Raw genomic sequence first — 19,699 nt, forward strand, 5'->3', positions numbered from 1 at the left:
AACGGAAATGGATATGGAAACTCAATTGGCAGAATTGCAAGGTAAAGTGGCCCTGGTGACCGGCGCGACGCGCGGCATCGGCAAGGCCATTGCGTTAGAGCTTGCGCAGCGCGGCGCGGTGGTCGTTGGCACGGCCACCAGCGAATCCGGCGCACAGGCCATCAGCGAAGCGCTGGCCCCGTCAGGCGGACGCGGCGTGGTGCTGGACGTCACGGACGCACAGGCCTGTGACGCACTGATTGATACCCTGAGCAAGGCGCCCGAGGGCGGCCCGCACATTTTGGTCAACAACGCAGGCATTACGCGTGATAATTTGGCCATGCGCATGAAAGACGAGGACTGGTCGGCCGTGATTGATACCAACCTGGCGTCGGTATTCCGGCTTTCCCGCGCGGTGTTGCGTAGCATGATGAAGGCCCGCTGGGGCCGTATCATCAATGTGACATCGGTCGTGGGCGCCAGTGGCAACGCTGGGCAAGCCAACTACGCAGCCGCCAAGGCGGGTGTGGCCGGGATGTCGCGTGCACTGGCTCGCGAACTCGGTAGCCGTAATATCACCGTTAATTGCGTGGCCCCGGGTTTCATCGATACTGACATGACCCGTGCCTTGGGCGAGAATCAAACCACAGCACTGCTGCAGCAAATTCCGCTGGGCCGTTTGGGAGCGCCGGCAGACATCGCAAACGCGGTGGCCTTTTTATCTGGCCCTCAAGCAGGTTACATTACCGGGACTACGCTGCACGTGAACGGCGGCATGTATATGCAATAAGGTCGGTCCCAAAAGGGGTCGGTCGGGGTGCGCTGAAAGGCGTACAGTCACTTTTGTCACGGTCAGGCGTTGGCTTTCCTCCGCGCTTGGCTATAATTCGCGGGATTTTTCCCAATTGGAGATCTGCATGGAAAGCATCGAACAGCGCGTCAAGAAGATCGTCGCTGAACAACTTGGCGTTAACGAAGCCGAGATCAAGAACGAGTCCTCCTTCCTTGACGACCTCGGTGCCGATTCGCTCGACATGGTTGAACTGGTCATGGCACTCGAGGACGAATTCGAGACCGAGATTCCCGACGAAGAGGCCGAAAAGATCACCACCGTGCAACAAGCGGTTGATTACATCAACTCGCACGGTAAGCAGTAAGCGCAGCCTGTATTTGTTCCGTGCCTTCCTCCCGCGTGCGGGAGTGGGCCCGGGGACCGGGGCGGTTTCAGGAGTGTCGTGCGGTTCGTCTGCCGGATATCATAGTGATATACCGGTGAGCGAGCCGTTCGCATGGCGCGTCCGAAAGCCGCCTTTCTTTTGTCTGTTTTAGGAGTCCTCCGTGAAGCGACGAGTCGTCATTACTGGCCTGGGCATCGTATCGCCCGTGGGCAACGACATCTCCAGCGCCTGGGACAATATCGTCAACGGACGTTCCGGCATCAGCCGCATCACCCGTTTCGATCCGTCAGCCATCACCACGCATATTGCCGGTGAGGTCAAAGATTTCGACGTCACGCAGTACATGCCTGCCAAAGAAGCCCGTCAAATGGATACTTTCATTCATTACGGCGTGGCCGCAGGCATTCAGGCCTGGCAAGACTGCGGGCTGGACGTGACAGAGGCCAATGCCGATCGCATCGGCGTGATTGTAGGTTCGGGTATCGGTGGCTTGCCCCGCATCGAAGAAACCCAAACCGAACTGCTGGCCAAGGGCCCGCGGCGGATTTCACCCTTTTTTGTGCCGGCTTCGCTGATCAACCTGATCTCGGGTCAGTTGACGATTCGATTCGGCATGAAGGGGCCCAGCTATGCGGTGGTGTCGGCATGCACGACCGGCCTGCATTCCATCGGCGATGCGGCCCGTCTGATCGAATACGGTGATGCCGACGTCATGTTGGCAGGGGGCGCGGAGGCCACCGTGTCGCCGTTGGGTATCGGGGGTTTTGCTGCCATGCGTGCCTTGTCCACGCGCAACGATGACCCTGCCACAGCATCGCGTCCCTGGGATATCGATCGTGACGGTTTCGTGCTGGGCGAGGGCGCCGGCGTGCTGGTGCTCGAAGAGTACGAGCATGCCAAGAAACGCGGCGCCCGTATCTATGGCGAGTTTGCCGGCTACGGAATGAGCTCGGACGCGCATCACATTACCGCGCCCGACAAAGACGGTCCGCGTCGCGGGGTCATCAACGCATTGCGCAACGGCGGTATCAATCTCGACGAGATCGATTACGTCAATGCGCACGGCACATCGACCCCATTGGGTGACAAGAACGAAACCGAGGCGCTCAAGCTGGCGTTCGGTGACCATGCCAGGAAGCTGGTCGTTAACTCGACCAAGTCCATGACAGGTCACCTGCTGGGTGCGGCCGGCGGCATCGAAGCCGTGTTCACGACGTTGGCGGTGTACAACCAAAAATCGCCACCCACGATTAACATCTTCAACCAGGATCCCGAATGTGATCTGGACTATTGCGCCAACCAGGCGCGCGATATGAAGATCGACGTGGCGCTATCCAATTCGTTTGGTTTTGGTGGCACGAACGGCTCCATGGCCGTTCGCCGGATCTAATTTGGCCTTCCCTCGGGACACCGGCCTGCGGACGCTCTGCGTGCCCGTGCGCCGTCCGCGTCACCTGACCCTGCTCAGCCGTACGGCCATGGCCAGCGCGGCGCTCTGCACGGCGACAGCCGTGTGGTGGCAGGTCAGGGCCTCATCCTCTGATTTCGCTACTGCGGCGGGTCGGATGGCCTGGCCGTCAGGGTTGGCTATCGTAGCCGGAGCTGGGGCGATCGCAGTGCGACGGTCGCGGCGTAAGCATCAGGCTTTGCGTGGCGCCGGGCATCGCGCGCTGCCTGTGCGCGCCCTTCGAGCCAGCGCAGGCAGTCGGCAGTGGCAGGTCCGCCAGGGTGGCTATTGGCGCCCGGTGACGCTGCACGATAGCCGGCGAGGGCCGTGCTGGCTGGAATTGCGCCTGCAGGCGGATCGCGCGGCCGGTGAGGTACCGCTTGCCAGTTACAAAATTTCCATTTGGCAGACCGGCATGTCTACGGACTGCTGGCGCCGGCTTTGCCTGCTGGCAGGGGCGGCGCAACGTCTGAATGCACCGGAGCACGGGGGGGCGTCATGAGCGAACGCGATATCGACGCCGAATTAGTCGCCCGCGTACAGCGAGGCGACAAAAAGGCCTTTGACCTGCTGGTGCTCAAGTACCAGCGCAAAATTCTGCGCCTGCTGGGGCGCATGATCCGTGACCCCTCCGAGATCGAGGACGTTGCCCAGGAAGCCTTCATCAAGGCCTATCGGGCGCTCCCCCAGTTTCGTGGCGAAAGTGCCTTTTACACGTGGCTTTACCGCATCGCGGTCAATACCGCCCGTAATTGGCTGGCCTCGGCAGCACGCCGTCCCAGCGCACCAAATGCCATTGAAACAGAAGATGGTGAAACTTTTAACGAAACAGACAACCTAACTGATATCAGCACGCCAGAATCCATGCTCGCCAGTCGGGAAATCGCCGAAACGGTCAACGCCGTGATCGAAGGTTTGCCCGAAGAGCTTCGGACCGCTATCGTGCTCCGTGAAATCGAAGGTATGAGTTACGAAGACATCGCCCAAAGCATGGACTGCCCGATTGGTACGGTACGTTCGCGCATATTTCGTGCGCGCGAAGCTATCGCCACCCGGTTGCGTCCATTGCTGGACACCGATGCCGAGCGTCGTTGGTAAGGAGCGGCAGTCATGCAGTCATCAGCTAAAACAGTGGTAGAAACCGACATCTCTTTCGAGGAGTCTGTGTCGGCCTGGATGGACGGTGAGTCGTCCGATGCCGATTTTCCCGACCTTTCCACTGAGCAAGGCCGCCGAACCTGGGATACCTATCATTTGATAGGCGATGCCCTGCGCAATGCCGATCTGGCCGTCAGCCCCAGCGCCGGGTTCCATGCCCGGCTGTCGCGCGCCCTGGATGCCGAGTTGCCCATTGTGGCGCCTCAACGACGACGTTCGCCATTGCGCCTGGGATTGTCCGGCTTGGCGGTAGCCGCTGCCGTGGCGACGGTGGCATGGGTCGCCCAGCCCTATATCATGGGGGGTGGCAGCCAGCCTATGGAGACCCGAACCTTGGCGGATGCCTCGATCAACGAAACGCCGGTGCTGCACGACTACCTCGAAGCCCATCGCCAGATGACGGGTCCTGGCGCGGTGCGCCAGGTCTCATTTGATGCTGGAGCGGGACGTTGATTGCGCAGCTGCAACAATTCTGTCGACCCGTTCTGACCCGTGCAGGCTTGAATCGCCTGCCCGGACAAAGCGCCGGATGGGCGTTGACCGCGATGTTGCTCGTCGCGCTGTCCGCCATGCACGACACTGCCCAGGCCGCGGAGCCATCCTCGTCCGATGGCGCGGTGCAACTGCTCTACGATATCCAGCAGGCAGCCCGTAAGCAGGACTATGCCGGCGTTTTCATGTATCAGCAGGGCGAGGCGATCCAGTCGTCGCGGTTGGTGCACGTCATTGATGGTACCGGTGAGCGCGAGCGCCTCGAGATACTTGATGGTCAGCCGCGCGAATACCTGCGCCACAACGACGATATCCAGTGCCTGATTCCCGAGCGCAAGACCGTGCTGATGGAGCCGCGTCGCGGCGATCGGTTCCCGGGACTGTTGCTGGGCAATCCCACCGAGTTGGCGCAGTACTACGAGATCCGCGTGCAAGACAAGTTGCACCGCGTGGCCGACCGTCAGTGCCGCATTATCGCGATCAATCCGCGTGATAGCCAGCGCTATGGCTATCGACTGTGCGCCGATGTCGACACCAATTTGTTGCTTCGGGCCCAGACCATCGATAGCGAGTTCGGTGTCGTCGAGCAGGTTTCGTTTACGTCGATTCGCCTGGGCGACAAGGTCGAGTCCAATGAGTTGCAGTCGCGCTGGAATACGCGTGACTGGAAAGTCGTGCAGCCTCGAATCGATACCATCGATCTGGCCGCCCAGGGATGGCGCATTCCTGCGCCCGCGGGCTTTGTGGCTGTAATGCAGGTGGCGCGTTCCATGGGGCGCAGCAACGTCAATCAGTTGGTACTGTCTGATGGCTTGGCGGCGATCTCGGTATTCATCGAGCCCTATGATAGTCAGCATCAGCCGATGTCCGGTGGGTCAGGGCGGCGCGGCGCCATCAACATCTATAGCACGCGCATTGCTGATTTCTGGCTGACCGCGCTGGGCGAAGTCCCCGCCGTCACGCTTGAGCAGTTGGCGACCTCTACCGAATACGTACCTGTTTCTTCTAAATAACAACAGGGTCTGCAAAAGGCCTGGGGAATTTTCGGAGTTCTCTTATGAAATCGCATTCAGTGTCGAAACCTTTTTTCCGGCGCTTTGCTCCCGTTCTATTGTCGGCCGCTATGCTGACGGGGGCTTATGGGCCTATTGCCCAAGCTCAAACGTCGACGGCCACGGCCAACCCGGCGGTAGTGTTACCTGATTTCAGCGACATCATCGCCAAGGCAGATCCGGCGGTGGTCAATATCCGCACGACCGCTAGCGTACCCGTACGTAGCGGACCGGGCGGTGGGGCCGATCCCTACGAATTGTTCCGCTGGTTCTTCGGCCCGGATTTCCAGGCGCCGGGGATGCCGCAACAACCCCAGCCTTCGCCCCGCCAGGCGCCCGAAGAGCGTACGGTGCCGCGCGGTGTTGGCTCGGGTTTCTTTATTTCGGCTGACGGCTACATTCTGACGAACAATCATGTCGTCAGCGACGCCGCGGACATCTATGTCACCCTGACGGATGGGCGCGAGTTCAAGGCCAAGGTCATCGGGACTGACGAGCGCACGGATGTGGCGTTGATCAAGATCGATACCAAAGATATGACGCCGCTGACGGTGGGCGATCCCAAGCAGCTCAAAAAAGGTCAGTGGGTGCTGGCCATCGGGTCGCCGTTCGGGCTGGACTCGACCGCCACCGCGGGTATCGTCAGCGCAATCAGCCGCGACACGGGTGAGTATCTGCCTTTCATCCAGACCGACGTCGCCGTCAACCCGGGCAACTCGGGTGGCCCGCTGATCAACCTCAAGGGCGAGGTGGTCGGCATCAACTCGCAGATCGTTTCGCGCAGCGGCGGCTTCATGGGCATCTCGCTGGCCATTCCTATTGACGAAGCCATGCGCGTGGCCGATCAGTTGCGCGCGGATGGCAAAGTCACCCGTGGTCGCATTGGTGTACAGATCGGTGAGGTAGGCAAGGACGTGGCGGACGCCATCGGCTTGCCCAAGGCCGAGGGTGCATTGGTCAGCAATGTCGAGCCCGATGGTCCCGCAGACGACGCCGGTCTCAAGGCGGGAGATGTGATCCTCACGTTCAAGGGCGAAACTATTAAGCGCTGGTCTGATCTGCCCCGTATCGTTGGTGAAACCAAGCCGGGCTCGCGTGCGGACATGGAAGTATGGCGTCGAGGCAAGACCGTCACGTTGTCGGTCAAGGTTGCCCAGCTCACCAGCCAGTCCAGCGAGAGCGAATCCAAGGCGAAAGCCGAACCGGAACACGCAGACAATGCACTGGGGTTGGGCGTGGTGGATGTGGCTGCCGACGTGCAGCGCAAGCTGGGGATCAAAGGTGGCGTGCAAGTTCGTACGGTGACCGGAGCTGCCCAGGCAGCCGGCCTGCAGCCGGGCGATATTGTGCTGGCAGTCAACAACACTGACGTGACGGATGCAAGCCAATTCGGCACACTGGTCAGCAAGCTGCCCAAGGGCAAGGCGGCTGGTTTGTTGGTCCGTCGTGGCGATCAGGCGCAGTGGGTGGCGGTCGAACCGTCCAAATAAGCTGCAAGACCAGCTAAAATGGCTGGTTGCCGCGAGCAGGGGGCGCATGGCGCCCCCTCTTTTTGGCTGGCCGCCCGGCGTTTTGCGCGGGGTTTTGTGTGTGTGCAGGCGGCCAAATATCCGTTTTTGCCTGTATTTCGGCGCTTTTTGTGCCTGTTTTGCGCGTATTGTGTTCACGCGTATTCTGTCCCTAATAAATTCACTCTATGCAGCATATTCGCAATTTTTCCATCATCGCTCACATCGATCACGGCAAATCGACCTTGGCCGACCGCCTGATCCAGCGTTGCGGCGGGTTGGCTGCGCGCGAAATGTCGGCTCAGGTGTTGGATTCTATGGACATCGAACGCGAGCGGGGCATTACTATCAAGGCCCAGACCGCCGCGCTGGAATATCACGCCCAAGACGGCAAGGTCTATAACCTGAACTTGATCGATACCCCGGGCCACGTCGACTTTTCGTACGAGGTCAGCCGTTCGCTGTCGGCCTGCGAGGGGGCCCTGTTGGTGGTTGACGCCTCGCAGGGTGTAGAGGCGCAGACTGTCGCAAACTGCTATACCGCCATCGACCTCGGCGTCGAGGTGTTGCCCGTGCTCAACAAAATGGATCTGCCGCAGGCCGATCCCGAGTCAGCACGCCAGGAGATCGAGGACGTTATCGGTATTGACGCCGATGACGCCGTTCTGGCCAGTGCCAAGACCGGCATGGGGATCGACGAGATCCTGGAAAGCATCGTGGCTCGCGTGCCACCGCCCAAGGGCGATCCTGCCGCGCCTCTGCAGGCGTTGATTATTGACTCCTGGTTCGATAACTATGTGGGCGTGGTCATGCTGGTGCGTATCGTCAACGGTAAGCTGCGTCCGAAAGACAAGATCTTGTTGATGGCGTCGGGGGCGACGCATTTTTGCGAGCAACTGGGCGTGTTCACGCCGAAATCACAGCCGCGTACCGAGCTCTCGGCGGGTGGGGTGGGTTTCATCATCGCCGGCATCAAAGAGCTGGCCGATGCCAAGGTCGGCGATACCGTTACCTTGGCCGGCAAGCCCGCTGCCAAGGCGTTGCCAGGCTTCAAAGAGGTCAAGCCGCAGGTGTTTGCAGGCCTGTATCCGGTCGAGAGCTCCGAATACGATCAACTGCGCGATTCGCTCGAAAAGCTCAAGCTCAACGATTCCGCCCTGATGTTCGAACCCGAGGTCTCGCAAGCACTGGGTTTCGGTTTTCGTTGCGGTTTCCTGGGCTTGTTGCACATGGAAATTGTGCAAGAACGCCTGGAACGCGAGTTCGATATGGACATCATCACCACCGCGCCGTCGGTGGTGTACGAGGTCGAACAGCGCGATGGCTCCTTTGCGATCATCGACAGCCCGGCGCGCATGCCCGAGGTCGGCCAGATCCTCGATATTCGCGAGCCTATCGTCAAGGTGACTCTGTTCATGCCCCAAGAGTACGTGGGAGCGGTCATGACGCTGTGCAACAACAAGCGCGGTGTCCAGATCAACATGAACTACCACGGCCGCCAGGTGCATCTGACCTACGAGATTCCGCTGGCAGAGATCGTGCTGGACTTCTTCGACAAGCTGAAATCCGTCTCGCGCGGCTATGCGTCGATGGATTACGAGTTTCTCGAGTACCGCTCGGCTGACGTCGTCAAGGTTGATTTGCTGATCAACGGCGATCGGGTTGATGCGCTGGCCTTGATTGTGCACCGGGCCAATGCACGCTACCGAGCCCGCGACGTGGTGACACGGATGCGGGGCCTGATTCCGCGCCAGATGTTTGACGTGGCGATTCAGGCGGCCATTGGCGCCGAAGTCATCGCGCGCGAAAACGTCAAGGCCTTGCGCAAGAACGTGTTGGCCAAGTGCTATGGCGGCGATATTTCCCGCAAGAAAAAACTGCTCGAAAAACAGAAAGCCGGCAAGAAACGTATGAAGCAGGTAGGCGCCGTGGAAATTCCCCAAGAAGCTTTCCTGGCTATCTTGCAAGTCGACGACAAATAGTAAGGAAAAGGCGACACCCTCATGAGTTGGAATTTTGCGCTAATACTTTTTGTGCTGTTGGTAGTAACAGGTATTGTCTGGGTGCTGGACGTGACGGTATTGCGGCGGCGGCGTGCAGCGCGCGGCCGGGNGGCCGTCGACGCCGTCGACACCCGCTATGTGACAGACCCCCAAGAGGCCACGCGTATGCGTCAAGCGGCCCTCGAATCCGCGACACGCGTGCCATGGTGGGTCGAATACGCCGTCAGTTTTTTTCCCGTCATTGTGTTCGTGTTTCTGCTGCGCTCGTTCGTGGTCGAGCCGTTCCGCATTCCGTCTGGCTCCATGTTGCCCACGCTGCAATCCGGCGATTTGATCCTGGTGAACAAGTTCAGCTACGGCATTCGCCTGCCCATCGTCGATAAGAAAATCATCGACGTCGGCGCACCGGAGCGTGGGGATGTGGTCGTTTTCCGTTATCCCGTCGATCCGGACGTGGATTACATCAAACGTATCGTCGGGCTGCCGGGTGACGAGGTTGCCTACCTGGACAAAAAACTCTACATCAACGGCACCCTGGTGCCGCACGTTCGCGACGGAGAATATTTCGAGCCCGACCGTGTGACTTATATTTCCCAATATAAGGAAAAATTGGGCGAAATTGATCATCAGATACTGTTAGATGAAAACAAAAACCAGATGATCGGTCCGATATGGCAGTTTCCCAACATCGGTAACTGCCAGTACGCCCGTAATGGAGTACGCTGCAAAGTACCCGAAGGCCATTATTTCGCCATGGGCGACAACCGTGATAACAGCGCCGATAGCCGTTATTGGGGATTTGTCCCGGATGAGAATGTGGTCGGAAAGGCATTCTTCATTTGGATGAACTTCAGCAACCTTGGCCGCATTGGCAGCTTTTAACTGACATGTCACTTGCCACGCTGGAAACCCGCCTGGACTATCGCTTTAGCGATGCTGCCTTGCTTGAGCAAGCGCTGACGCATCGCAGCCATAGTGCTCATCACAATGAGCGCCTGGAGTTTCTGGGTGATTCCGTGCTGAACTTTGTCGTCGCGGCCTTGCTGTTCGAGCGTTTCCCCAAACTGGATGAGGGGGACCTGTCCCGCTTGCGGGCCAATCTGGTCAAGCAGGCGTCGCTAGCGGAAATCGGGCAGCGCCTGGAGTTATCGCAATACCTGCGCCTGGGCGAGGGCGAACTGAAAAGCGGCGGATTTCGCCGGCCCTCGATTTTGGCCGACGCGGTCGAAGCCATTTTTGGTGCATCTTTCCTGGATGGGGGCTTTGAGGTGGCGCGCAAAGTCATCGCGCGACAATATCAGCCCGTGCTGAGCACCATGGATCCCAAAACCCTGGGAAAAGACGCCAAAACGCTGTTACAAGAGTTTTTGCAGGGACGCAAATTAGCCTTGCCGATCTATACGGTCGTGGCCACGCATGGCGCCGCCCACAGTCAGCAATTCGAGGTCGAATGCGCGATTCCCTCGCTGGAGATTAAAGTCATAGCCCCGGGCGCCAGTCGGCGCGCCGCCGAGCAGTCTGCCGCCAAACTGGCACTAGAAGCAGCCCAGGTCGCCAGCCCTACCGGGCGTTCTGGGCGCAAATCGGGCAAGCCCCGCAAAACAGCGCAATTGTCACTGCCCGTGGCAGTTGCCCAAGAGGTCAAATGAGCGATACCCCTTTCCGAACCGGCTTTGTGGCCGTGGTTGGCCGCCCCAATGTCGGCAAATCCACGCTGACCAATACCTTGATCGGCTCGAAAATCTCCATCGTCTCGCGCAAGGCGCAGACGACCCGCCATCGTATTCATGGCGTACTGACACAAGAACACGAACAGTTTGTTTTCGTAGATACGCCCGGATTTCAGACGCGCCACGGTGGCGCGATGAACCGCATGATGAACCGGGTCGTGACACAGGCGCTCGCCGACGTCGATGTGGTGGTGCACGTGGTCGAGGCCGGCAAATGGACGGACGGTGACGCTAAGCTCTTGCCGTTGCTGCCCGATCCCAAGCGGACGATCCTGGTGGTCAGCAAAATCGACGCCATCAAGCATCGCGACGACTTGTTCGCCTTTGTCTCCAAAATCATGGCCCTGCATCCCTACGATGCGGTGGTACCTGTCAGTGCACAAAAATCTCAGCAACTGGATCAACTATTGCAAGAGATTGCCACGCGGCTGCCAGAGGGCGAACCCCTCTTCGAAGAAGACACTTTGACTGACCGGCCCGTGCGATTCATCGCCGCCGAGTTGCTGCGCGAAAAAATCTTCCGCCTGGTGGGCGACGAGTTGCCCTACGCCTGCACGGTCGTCATCGAGCAATGGGAAGAGAACGATCAAGGGTTGCGTGTGGCGGCCTGCGTCGTGGTCGAACGTGAAAGCCATCGTCCTATCCTGCTTGGGTCCGGCGGCGAGCACATGAAGCGCATCGCGACCGAAGCGCGCCAGGATATCGCTAAGCTGGTCGACAAACCGGTGCACCTGGAGGTCTATATCAAGGTGCGCAAGGGCTGGTCTGATCGCGAAAGTGCTTTACGCGATTTGGGCTATGAGTAGACGGGCAAACCGCGTCCAGGATTGCCCCGCTTTTATGCTCCACGCAACCGCGTGGCGCGAAACCTCATTGATCGTCCAGAGCTTTTCCCGTGAACATGGCTGTGTAGCCCTGGTCGCCAAGGGTGCCAAGCGCCCTTATTCGGTGCTGCGGCCGGTACTGTCCGCCTTTCAGCCCCTCTTGCTCTCCTGGAGCGGGGCTGGCGAGGTCAAGACACTGACGCGTGCCGAGGTCGCGGGGCTGCGACCGCTGACGGGCACGGCGCTGATGTCGGCCTGGTATATGAACGAATTGTTGCTGCGCTTGCTGCCTCGCGAGGACGCGCACCCGGCGTTGTTCGATGCCTACGACACCGCCTTGCAGCAATTGGCGGGCGGCACCCGTGCGGCCGGCGCGTTGCGGCGGTTTGAATGGACCTTGTTGCGCGAAACCGGCTATGGCGTTGACCAGGATCCTCCTGATTTCGACGACCCGGTGATCGAGCCCGGCCTGCGACGCGATCTGCGCGAACGCTTGGCCGCCAACTTGGCGGGGCGTCCGCTGGCTACCCGGCGAGTGCTGCTGGATCTGCAAAAAATATAGCGTCGCGGCGCACCTCAGGGGCTTTTGGACAGCGCTGGCATCCATTCCAGGCGCTGGCCGTCGCGCACCTTGTATACATCCCGGGTCACGTAGTTACCCGAACCCGTCGTAACCAGGGTCACGGCCAACTCGGGCTGGCCGTCGCCATCGACATCTTCGAGTTTTGCCTGGCGCAGTTCGCCGTTGCGCGAGCGAATGAGGCCGTCGGCATAGTCGCCGACCGACAGGTCGCGATACAGGCGCACGCTGTAGGTGCCTATGGACGCGGGTTCGCCCGCTTCCTGGGCCACCACCAGCGCTGCCGGGGCCTTGGACAGCGGCACCACGATAGGGGCTGGCGCGGCGGCATCGGTTGGGCTGGCGGACCCGGTCCATTCGACGACGCTGGCGCGGTTGCTGCGGCGGTCGACCAGGCACAGCATGGTCAGTGCCGCTCCCTGCATGTGGGCTTGGGGCGCTCGGCCGCGGATCAGCAGAGCGGTCTGGCCCGATTGGTCGTCGAACTGCATGGGCATGCCGACCTGCTCGGTTTGCCCCAGCCCCGAGGCTTGCGCGCATAGGCGCAGCGCCTTGTCTTCTTGTTGTTGCCAGGCGGCGGGTGAGCTGGCGTCAGCCGTGTGCACGGCCAGCGCCGCGACGACCGAGAAACAAGCCAGGGTAGGGCGTAGGGGGTGGAGTGTCATCCGGGGCTCTTGGGTTGGGCGGCAGCCTATCATGTAGCACACGTCGGGCCCGGATGTCCATGCCATTGGCCGTAGGGTGGGGTCGTGTCGATGTGCCCTCGACGGGTGTTGCTGGATTTGCTGCAGTTATAGGCGGTATCGCTTGTAACAGGCTTGCCAAGGTTTTCCCTCTCGTTTTCTTCTGCTGTGATGGTATCGTTGGCGCGGGGTGTGGGCGGGAGATCGTTTCCCGTCGCGCCCTGAAAGAGGCGAAAATTGGACAGCACAATACTTAATAATAACCATCGCGCGGGGGATCGCCGATGGATCGGATGGGCCACGCTTTGCGTGTGGTTGATTCCTGCGATGGCAATCAGTGCCGACGCGCCGACGCTGTCCCCCAAGCGGACATCATGGACGTCCGAGGAACTCTATGACGATTTTCTGGCCGAGTTCGGTCAGGGCGTCGAAGCCTGTTTTTCCAATTATCGACTGCACGGTGCGCCGCCGTTACCCGGTACACCCAAGGTCTTGGGAAAACCATGGAGTAGCGCCGCCGTTGTGGCTATTGACGCGTCGGGATCCATGCAGCGCCACCTTGATGGCACGCGCAAGATCATGATGGCCAAAACGGCGGTACGCCAGTTCGTGCGTTCTGCCCCCCGGGGGGCTCAAGTTGGCGTGCTCGCCTTTGGCCATCAGGGCAACAATAACGAGAGCGAAAAGGCCCTGTCCTGTGCGGGCATAGAAATGTTGTCCGGGCCGACGCCCGCTACGCGCAAACCCCTGTCCAAGGTGCTCGATAGCTTGCAGGCAAAGGGCTGGACGCCGCTGGCCGGTGCGATTATGGCCGCGGGCCAAAGTCTGGATTCATTGGCTAAAGACGGACAACCGCCCATCGTGTTAGTCGTGTCCGATGGCTTGGAGACCTGTGGCGGGGACCCTGTCGCGGCGGCCAAGACCGTGCATGAGTCGGAGAGCGAGACCATCGTCAATATCATTGGTTTTGATGTGTCATTGCCGGAACGCGATGTGCTGGCCAAAGTGGCACAGGCGGGTGGCGGGGTCTTCGTGCACGCCGCCAACGAACACGAATTGGCAGCGCATCTGCGGGTGACCTACGTCGATCGGGACGGCGCGCAGGCCTATGATGCGGCGGCGTTGAAGATCAAAAAAGAAAATACATCCCAGGCGATGGGCGCCGCCAATCATGCCACTACCTGTGTGCAGGACATCGTGCACCATGAATCAGACCAATTCCTCGCCGTTACCCAGAGCATGGTGAATGCCGGGCAGATCGATGCGGCTACAGCACTTGAGGCACATGGCTTTTTAAAAGGCTGGCATGAGGAGCTGGAAACCGAGATGCACGCGTTTGTCGATCAAGCGAGGGCGGAACTCGAGCGCATCAATAATCGGATTGATCGTGATCGCCGGCGGGTCATGTCGGCGTACACGGACCTGCCATAGAGACCCAATGTCACTGGGATAAAAAGAATGAGGCCCGCACAAAGGCGGGCCTCAGGAGTACGCAGTACTGATCGGGTTTATTCGCGATTGCCGCCGAAGATGCCCAGCAGCATCAACAGGTTAGAGAACACGTTGTAGACATCAAGGTAGATGGCCAGCGTGGCGGACACATAGTTGGTTTCGCCGCCGTTTACTACGCGCTGCAGATCAACCAGCATAAAGGCCGAAAAGATCACGATCGCCAACACCGAGATGGTGATCATCAGGGCGGGCAACTGCAGGAAGATGTTGGCCACTGCCGCCAGCAGGATGACGATTGCACCGGTAAACAGCCATTTCTGCATGTTGGACAGATCGCGCTTGATGCTGGTGGCCAGTGTTGCCATCGTACCGAACACCACCGCAGTGCCACCGAAGGCCATCATGACCAGTTGCGCACCGTTGCCCATGCCCAGCACAAAACCCAGCAGGCGCGACAGCATGATGCCCATGAAGAACGTGAAGGCCAGCAACAGGACGACGCCCAGTGAGCTGTTTTTGTTCTTTTCGATAGCAAACATCAAGCCGAAAGCACCGACCAGAAACACGATCGCTGACAGCCCGGGGCTGGTCATCATGACTTGGTTGATGCCCGTATACAGCCCAACCGCCGCACCCAGCACTGTGGGGATCAACGACAGCGCCAGCAGCCAGTAGGTATTGCGCAAGACTTTGTTACGGACGACCTCGCCCGGCGCGCCGGCAATGGCGCCAGTGCGGTTGAAGGGGGAAGGGCGGTAATTGTTCATGGACGGCTCCTGTGTGTGGCAAACGGGGTTGCCTAACCAATGTATTTAGAGGGATAGAATACCTTACAGTTCCCTGAAATATCTACTTAATCGGCGTGCCACTCTAGTTTTGGTCAATATGTACGCAAATTTTGCGTGGAAACTGAATCATTATGACCGCTCCGGCGGATTCGTGCCGGACGGATTCCGCTTGTAGATGGGGGAAAATTCTTTGGGCACAAGGGGTAGGTCAACCCGGACGCACACTTTTCACTGCGCGGTCGATCAGGGCAGGCAGCTCGGCCTCCAGGCGCGCTCTCAACTGCGCCGTAGCGTCATCCAAGGCGCGCTGCAGCGTTTGCTCCAGCTCGGCTTGCAGAGCCGCCCGTAACACCGCGGTATTGGCGTCGGATTGGCTTGCCGTGCTGAATGCGGCCTGTGGCGAGTGCGCGCCGCCGGCGGCCTGAGGGGCGTGCGCATTTGCGGTGCCCGGGGCGAGAACTGGCGCGTCAGGGTCAGCCACCTCGGTTAATACGGGCAGATCGTCGCGTTCGGGCCGGATTTGACGAGGCGGCGCCGGTGTGGCGGGCGCCAGCGTCGGTTCGGCCCGCTGGGTCAAGGTCGGGATGCCGGGATCAGAGGGGTGAGGCATGGTGGCTCCATTGGGAGTTTGCTCGTGAAGGTAAACGTCTAAACGGGCTCGGAATCGTGTCGACCATCAGGGAGATCGCCACCGTCAGGGCGGCCCGACGGCGCAGTCGATACCCCGTTATCCAATGCGACCGGCCAAGTCGTGACTATGCAGGTCATGCCCGCCGGCCTGATAGGTGCGCCAGCGTTGACGCGCCGCCTGCCGGTCGTCGGGATCGTCCGAGACGATTTCCAATAGTCGCGCAAAGCCATCGTAACCGGGGGGGCAATCGTCATCCAGATTCAGCAGCCAGGGAGGGTCGCCTCCCTCGGCCGTGACCGTCGAGGCCTGCGGCGCGGCGGCAGTCAACAGCACGGGCGTCTGCGCGGCGAGCGGATCCGTAACCAGGACGTGCGGTACGAACGAGATGTCATCAAATGCCCAGAGCATACGGTCAAACGCCGTCAGGCGCGATCCATTGGCGCAGTACACAATCAGTCGTTGACCTGCCTGATAGCGCTTGCGGGCCACCTGGCAGGCGGCTCGCAAGCGATCACCCGCACCAAAGGCGAAATCGATACGCGTCATGAGCGAACGAGGGTGCGAGAGGGGGCGTCAAAGGTCATTATCAATGAACGACCCTCAGGCCTGGTCCAGCAAAAATTGCATCAGCATGGGTACGGGGCGGGCCGTCGCACCCTTGTCTTTACCGCCGCGCCAAGCGGTGCCGGCGATATCCAGGTGAGCCCAGCGATAAGCCTTCGTAAAGCGCGACAGGAAGCAGGCTGCCGTCACCGAACCGGCTGCAGGTCCGCCGATGTTGGCAATATCAGCGAAATTGGACTTCAACTGATCTTGGTAGGCGCTGTCCATCGGCAGGCGCCACGCTGTGTCGAGCGACTGCTTGCCGGCCGACAGCAGCGCGTCGGCCAGGCTGTCGTCGGTCGAGAACAGACCGGTATTGACGTGGCCCAGCGCGACGACGCAGGCGCCAGTCAGCGTCGCGATATCGATGACGGCCGACGGCTTGAATCGTTCGGCGTAGGTCAGGGCATCGCATAATACCAGTCGGCCTTCGGCGTCGGTATTAAGGATCTCGATGGTTTGGCCAGACATGCTGGTCACCACGTCGCCCGGCTTGTTGGCCTTGCCGCTGGGCAGGTTTTCGCAGGCCGCGATCAGGCCTACGACCTCGACCGGCAGCTCCAATTCGGCCAGGGCGCGGAACGTCCCCAGCACGCTGGCGGCGCCGCACATGTCGTATTTCATTTCATCCATGGTGGCGGCCGGCTTGAGCGAGATGCCGCCCGCGTCAAAGGTGATGCCTTTGCCGACCAGCACGACCGGACCCGATTTGGATTTCTTTGCCGCCTTGATTTGATGGCGCAAGACAATGAAACGCAGCGGTTCTTCGGAGCCGCGCGCGACGGACAAAAATGAGCCCATGCCCAGGGCTTCGACCTGCTTGCGATCCAGGACCTCGACCTTGAGCGACCCAAATTCGCGCGCCAGTTTTTTTGCGGTATCGCCCAAATAGGTGGGTGTGCAGATATTGCCGGGCAGGTTGCCCAGGTTGCGGGTCAATTCCATGCCGTGCGCAATGGCGGCGCCTTCGCGCAGACCTTGCTGGACTTGCGCGACATCGGCGCGGTCGACCACCTGTACGATTTTCTTCAGTTTCGGGCGAGCGTCGCGGTCGGGGGCGCTGAAGGTCGTGTCGTAATGATAGGTGGCAGCGCCCGCGGCAATCGCGGCGCTACGGGCACGGGTGCGCAGATCGACGTCGGCGACGGGATTGGCCACCAGGGTCGAGGCCCCCTCGGTGAGGCGGGCCGTGGCGCAATACGCGGCAAAACCTTGCTCGGCTGCCGCATGCGCGCGCGCGTTGTATTCACTTTGCTTACCCAGGCCGACGAGCACCACCCGTTGCGCCGTTACGCCGGGTAGCGAGCGCAGTACGAGGGTGGCGCCAGCGCGGCCACGGAACTCGGTTTTGACGACATTTCGAACGGCATGATCGCTGGCACGGTCGATCACGTCGGCCGCGGGGCTGAGCTCGCCGTCGGCGTAGATGCCGATCGCCAGCGCGGCCGTCTTGATTTGATGCAGGGAAGCGGTAGTGTGTGTGCTAAATTCCATGGAGGGTTCCCGTGTGCGTGGTGCAGTGCGGTTGATTATCCCGCATATTCTCACATGTCTCTATTCAAACGGTCTGTCGTCGCCGAGATCACCAGCCATGCTGGCGTTGTGTTTTCCACGCTGGTGGTCGTGTGGCTCAGTGTGCTATTGGTGCGCTTGCTCGGCGAAGCCGCAGGGGGCTCGATCGGTGCCGACGTGGTACTGGGCCTGGCTGCATTCTCTACGATTACCGCGCTGCCGACTGTGTTGGCGGTGTCGTTATTCATCGCGGTGTTGACGACGGTCACCCGCAATTATCGCGAATCCGAAATGGTGGTCTGGTTCGCCAGCGGCTTGTCGCTGGCCGACTGGTTGCGCCCGGTGTTGCGCGTGGCGGTGCCGACGGCCGGGCTGATCGCGGTCCTGACGTTGGTGGCTTCCCCGTGGGCGTATCGGCAAATCGCCGAATACCGCGAGCGCTTCGAGCAGCGTTCGGATTTGTCCAAAGTCACGGCAGGCCAGTTTGCCGAATCAAACAACGGCGAGCGTGTGTTTTTTGCTGAGGAACCGACGAACCCTCAGGATGAATTGGGCAACGTGTTTGCTCGCGAAACCGGTCCCGAGTGGCATAGCGTCATGACGGCCAGCAGCGCGCGCATCACGACCGAGCCCAACGGCGATCGCTTCCTCGTGCTGGGCCGTGGCCATCGCTATGACCTGAAGCCGGGTACGCCGGAAATCCGCTTGGTGGATTTTGATAAATACGGCATGCGGCTCGAGAGCAAATCGGGCGACCCCCTGGCCGAAGCTCGCGCCGCTGCGGAACGCTCCACCAAGGCGCGTCCTACGTTGCAATTGGTGGCCGACGACACGGATAGCTCGTGGTCACAGATCATGTGGCGGATATCCATGCCTTTGGCGGCGCTGAATCTGGCGTTCCTCGCCATTCCGCTGGGCGCCGTGAATCCGCGGTTAGGCCGTTCCGGAGATCTGCTGATTGCGGGGCTCGTCGGCTTGCTCTACATGAACATGATCAATCTATCGCGGGCCTGGATCAGCGGCGGCAAGCTGCCATTTGGCATCGGTGTCTGGGCCGTCCATCTGGTGGTACTGCTGCTCGCCACCTACCTGCTGATGCGACGCTTGCGGGTCAAGTCGCCCAAGCAACCATAACGCCTACCGAGTCAGGGCAAATAGCGCATCGTGCCCTGTTTGCCCGCCAATAGCCTGGTATTACGTGTCACCGAGCGGCGCATGAAATCCCACAAAATCGCCATCCGTTTGAGTTTGTGAAGGTCTTCGTGGCAATACATCCAAAAGCTGCGCGTGATCGCGATCTCGTCTTCCAGTACCGGCACTAATCGCGGATCCTGGGCGGCAATAAAGCACGGCAGAATTGCCAGCGAGCGCCCTTGCAACGTCGCGTGATACTGCGCAATCACGCTGGTGCTGCGTAGCACGACGCGACTCTCGGGCAGCAGGTCTTCCAGGTAGCGCAGGCGCTCGCTGAACAGCAATTCGTCCACATAGCCGATAAACGTGTGGCCGGCCAGATCGGCCCGTTCGTGAATCGGTGCATGGTTGGCCAGGTAGCCGGGCGTGCCGTATAAACGCAGGGTGTAGTCGCACAGTTTGGTGCAGATATAGGGGCCGCGTTGCGGGCGTTCAATCGTGATGGCCAGGTCGGCTTCGCGTTTAGACAGGCTGACAAATCGCGGTACCGGCAGGATGTCCAGAGTAATGTGGGGATAACGCCGCTGAAAATCCGCCGCCAGTGGGGTCAGCACATAACTGCCGAACCCTTCTGTGGCGCCGATGCGTAAATGGCCTGACAGGGCCTGGCCGATGCCGGACAAATTTTCTCGTGCACTGTGAACCGCGCTCTCCATCTGTTCGGCATAAACGAACAGACGTTGCCCGTCGTCGGTCAAGAGGAACCCCGTATTGCGCGATTTTTCAAACAGCAAGGAATCCAGCTCGGCTTCCAGGGCACGGATACGCCGCGAGACCGTGGTGTGTTCCACCCCCAGCTTGCGTGCCGCGGCGCTGACGCGCTGGGTGCGCGCGACCTCCAGGAAGTAGCGTAGGCTGTCCCAATCCAGCATGAAAATCCCTTTG

General features: G+C 60.2%; 20 protein-coding genes and 2 pseudogenes. 16 read left to right on the top strand and 6 right to left on the bottom strand.

Features of this window, described 5'->3' with window-relative positions:
- The first annotated feature begins 13 nt into the window (after nt 1–13).
- The 14 genes and pseudogenes from fabG to recO all read left to right on the top strand — a co-directional run bounded on the left by fabG (nt 14) and on the right by recO (nt 11,933).
- Nucleotides 14–769 (top strand): 3-oxoacyl-ACP reductase FabG, encoded by a 756-nt coding sequence (gene fabG / locus ACNAZS_RS14350; protein ID WP_415790408.1) that lies wholly within the window; start codon nt 14–16, stop codon nt 767–769.
- A 127-nt stretch (nt 770–896) separates the two neighbouring features.
- Nucleotides 897–1,136 carry an acyl carrier protein gene (gene acpP, locus ACNAZS_RS14355; protein ID WP_012248678.1) on the top strand — a complete coding sequence of 80 codons (240 nt, stop codon included), beginning with the start codon at nt 897–899 and terminating at the stop codon, nt 1,134–1,136.
- 181 nt (nt 1,137–1,317) lie between these two features.
- The gene (fabF, locus tag ACNAZS_RS14360) at nt 1,318–2,547 is read left to right on the top strand and encodes a beta-ketoacyl-ACP synthase II (RefSeq protein WP_415790411.1); all 1,230 of its coding nucleotides are present in this window, start codon (nt 1,318–1,320) and stop codon (nt 2,545–2,547) included.
- Between the two features lies 1 nt (nt 2,548).
- Nucleotides 2,549–3,106: a hypothetical protein gene (locus tag ACNAZS_RS14365; RefSeq protein ID WP_415790413.1), complete on the top strand. Its 558-nt coding sequence runs from the start codon at nt 2,549–2,551 to the stop codon at nt 3,104–3,106.
- Nucleotides 3,103–3,702, top strand: a complete 600-nt coding sequence (gene rpoE, locus ACNAZS_RS14370; RefSeq protein ID WP_415790415.1) for an RNA polymerase sigma factor RpoE — start codon at nt 3,103–3,105, stop codon at nt 3,700–3,702. The genes ACNAZS_RS14365 and rpoE overlap by 4 nt, the downstream gene beginning before the upstream one ends.
- 12 nt (nt 3,703–3,714) lie before the next feature.
- Nucleotides 3,715–4,215 carry a sigma-E factor negative regulatory protein gene (locus ACNAZS_RS14375; protein ID WP_415790417.1) on the top strand — a complete coding sequence of 167 codons (501 nt, stop codon included), beginning with the start codon at nt 3,715–3,717 and terminating at the stop codon, nt 4,213–4,215.
- Complete coding sequence (locus ACNAZS_RS14380) at nt 4,212–5,267, top strand: MucB/RseB C-terminal domain-containing protein (RefSeq protein ID WP_415790419.1); 1,056 nt, start codon at nt 4,212–4,214, stop codon at nt 5,265–5,267. The genes ACNAZS_RS14375 and ACNAZS_RS14380 overlap by 4 nt, the downstream gene beginning before the upstream one ends.
- Nucleotides 5,268–5,311: 44 nt before the next feature.
- Nucleotides 5,312–6,796, top strand: a complete 1,485-nt coding sequence (locus ACNAZS_RS14385) for a DegQ family serine endoprotease (RefSeq protein ID WP_415790421.1) — start codon at nt 5,312–5,314, stop codon at nt 6,794–6,796.
- Nucleotides 6,797–7,002: 206 nt separating this feature from the next.
- Complete coding sequence (lepA, locus tag ACNAZS_RS14390) at nt 7,003–8,796, top strand: translation elongation factor 4 (protein ID WP_415790423.1); 1,794 nt, start codon at nt 7,003–7,005, stop codon at nt 8,794–8,796.
- A gap of 21 nt (nt 8,797–8,817) precedes the next feature.
- Nucleotides 8,818–8,926, top strand: a pseudogene (locus tag ACNAZS_RS14395) (signal peptidase I); the annotation flags it as partial.
- Between the two features lies 1 nt (nt 8,927).
- Nucleotides 8,928–9,699 (top strand): annotated as a pseudogene (gene lepB / locus ACNAZS_RS14400) (signal peptidase I); the annotation flags it as partial.
- Nucleotides 9,700–9,704: 5 nt separating this feature from the next.
- Nucleotides 9,705–10,466, top strand: a complete 762-nt coding sequence (gene rnc / locus ACNAZS_RS14405; protein ID WP_415790425.1) for a ribonuclease III — start codon at nt 9,705–9,707, stop codon at nt 10,464–10,466.
- Nucleotides 10,463–11,353 (top strand): GTPase Era, encoded by an 891-nt coding sequence (gene era / locus ACNAZS_RS14410; RefSeq protein ID WP_415790427.1) that lies wholly within the window; start codon nt 10,463–10,465, stop codon nt 11,351–11,353. Before rnc ends, era begins: the two co-directional genes overlap by 4 nt.
- The gene (recO, locus tag ACNAZS_RS14415; protein WP_415790429.1) at nt 11,346–11,933 is read left to right on the top strand and encodes a DNA repair protein RecO; all 588 of its coding nucleotides are present in this window, start codon (nt 11,346–11,348) and stop codon (nt 11,931–11,933) included. Before era ends, recO begins: the two co-directional genes overlap by 8 nt.
- Before the next feature lie 14 nt (nt 11,934–11,947).
- Here recO and ACNAZS_RS14420 read toward each other — a convergent pair whose 3' ends face one another.
- Nucleotides 11,948–12,616: a PliI family lysozyme inhibitor of I-type lysozyme gene (locus ACNAZS_RS14420; RefSeq protein ID WP_415790431.1), complete on the bottom strand. Its 669-nt coding sequence runs from the start codon at nt 12,614–12,616 to the stop codon at nt 11,948–11,950.
- 345 nt (nt 12,617–12,961) lie between these two features.
- On the opposite strand from ACNAZS_RS14420, the gene ACNAZS_RS14425 reads away from it, so the two are divergent.
- The gene (locus tag ACNAZS_RS14425; protein WP_415790433.1) at nt 12,962–14,065 is read left to right on the top strand and encodes a vWA domain-containing protein; all 1,104 of its coding nucleotides are present in this window, start codon (nt 12,962–12,964) and stop codon (nt 14,063–14,065) included.
- Nucleotides 14,066–14,142: 77 nt separating this feature from the next.
- Here ACNAZS_RS14425 and ACNAZS_RS14430 read toward each other — a convergent pair whose 3' ends face one another.
- From ACNAZS_RS14430 to ACNAZS_RS14445, 4 genes are all read right to left on the bottom strand, one after another.
- Complete coding sequence (locus ACNAZS_RS14430) at nt 14,143–14,853, bottom strand: Bax inhibitor-1/YccA family protein (protein ID WP_415790435.1); 711 nt, start codon at nt 14,851–14,853, stop codon at nt 14,143–14,145.
- A gap of 229 nt (nt 14,854–15,082) precedes the next feature.
- Nucleotides 15,083–15,484 carry a hypothetical protein gene (locus tag ACNAZS_RS14435; RefSeq protein WP_415790437.1) on the bottom strand — a complete coding sequence of 134 codons (402 nt, stop codon included), beginning with the start codon at nt 15,482–15,484 and terminating at the stop codon, nt 15,083–15,085.
- A gap of 117 nt (nt 15,485–15,601) precedes the next feature.
- Nucleotides 15,602–16,051 carry a DNA polymerase III subunit chi gene (locus tag ACNAZS_RS14440; RefSeq protein WP_415790439.1) on the bottom strand — a complete coding sequence of 150 codons (450 nt, stop codon included), beginning with the start codon at nt 16,049–16,051 and terminating at the stop codon, nt 15,602–15,604.
- A 54-nt stretch (nt 16,052–16,105) separates the two neighbouring features.
- Complete coding sequence (locus tag ACNAZS_RS14445) at nt 16,106–17,602, bottom strand: leucyl aminopeptidase (protein WP_415790441.1); 1,497 nt, start codon at nt 17,600–17,602, stop codon at nt 16,106–16,108.
- 54 nt (nt 17,603–17,656) lie between these two features.
- Here ACNAZS_RS14445 and lptF point away from each other — a divergent pair, with 54 nt between their 5' ends.
- Nucleotides 17,657–18,754, top strand: coding sequence for an LPS export ABC transporter permease LptF (gene lptF, locus ACNAZS_RS14450; RefSeq protein ID WP_415790443.1), 1,098 nt, complete (start codon nt 17,657–17,659; stop codon nt 18,752–18,754).
- Between the two features lie 11 nt (nt 18,755–18,765).
- On the opposite strand, the gene ACNAZS_RS14455 is transcribed toward lptF, so the two are convergent.
- Nucleotides 18,766–19,686 (bottom strand): LysR family transcriptional regulator, encoded by a 921-nt coding sequence (locus tag ACNAZS_RS14455; RefSeq protein WP_415790445.1) that lies wholly within the window; start codon nt 19,684–19,686, stop codon nt 18,766–18,768.
- Between the last annotated feature and the right edge of the window lie 13 nt (nt 19,687–19,699).

Origin of the sequence: Bordetella tumulicola (assembly GCF_965138755.1) — a bacterium.
Taxonomy (GTDB): domain Bacteria; phylum Pseudomonadota; class Gammaproteobacteria; order Burkholderiales; family Burkholderiaceae_B; genus Bordetella_A; species Bordetella_A tumulicola.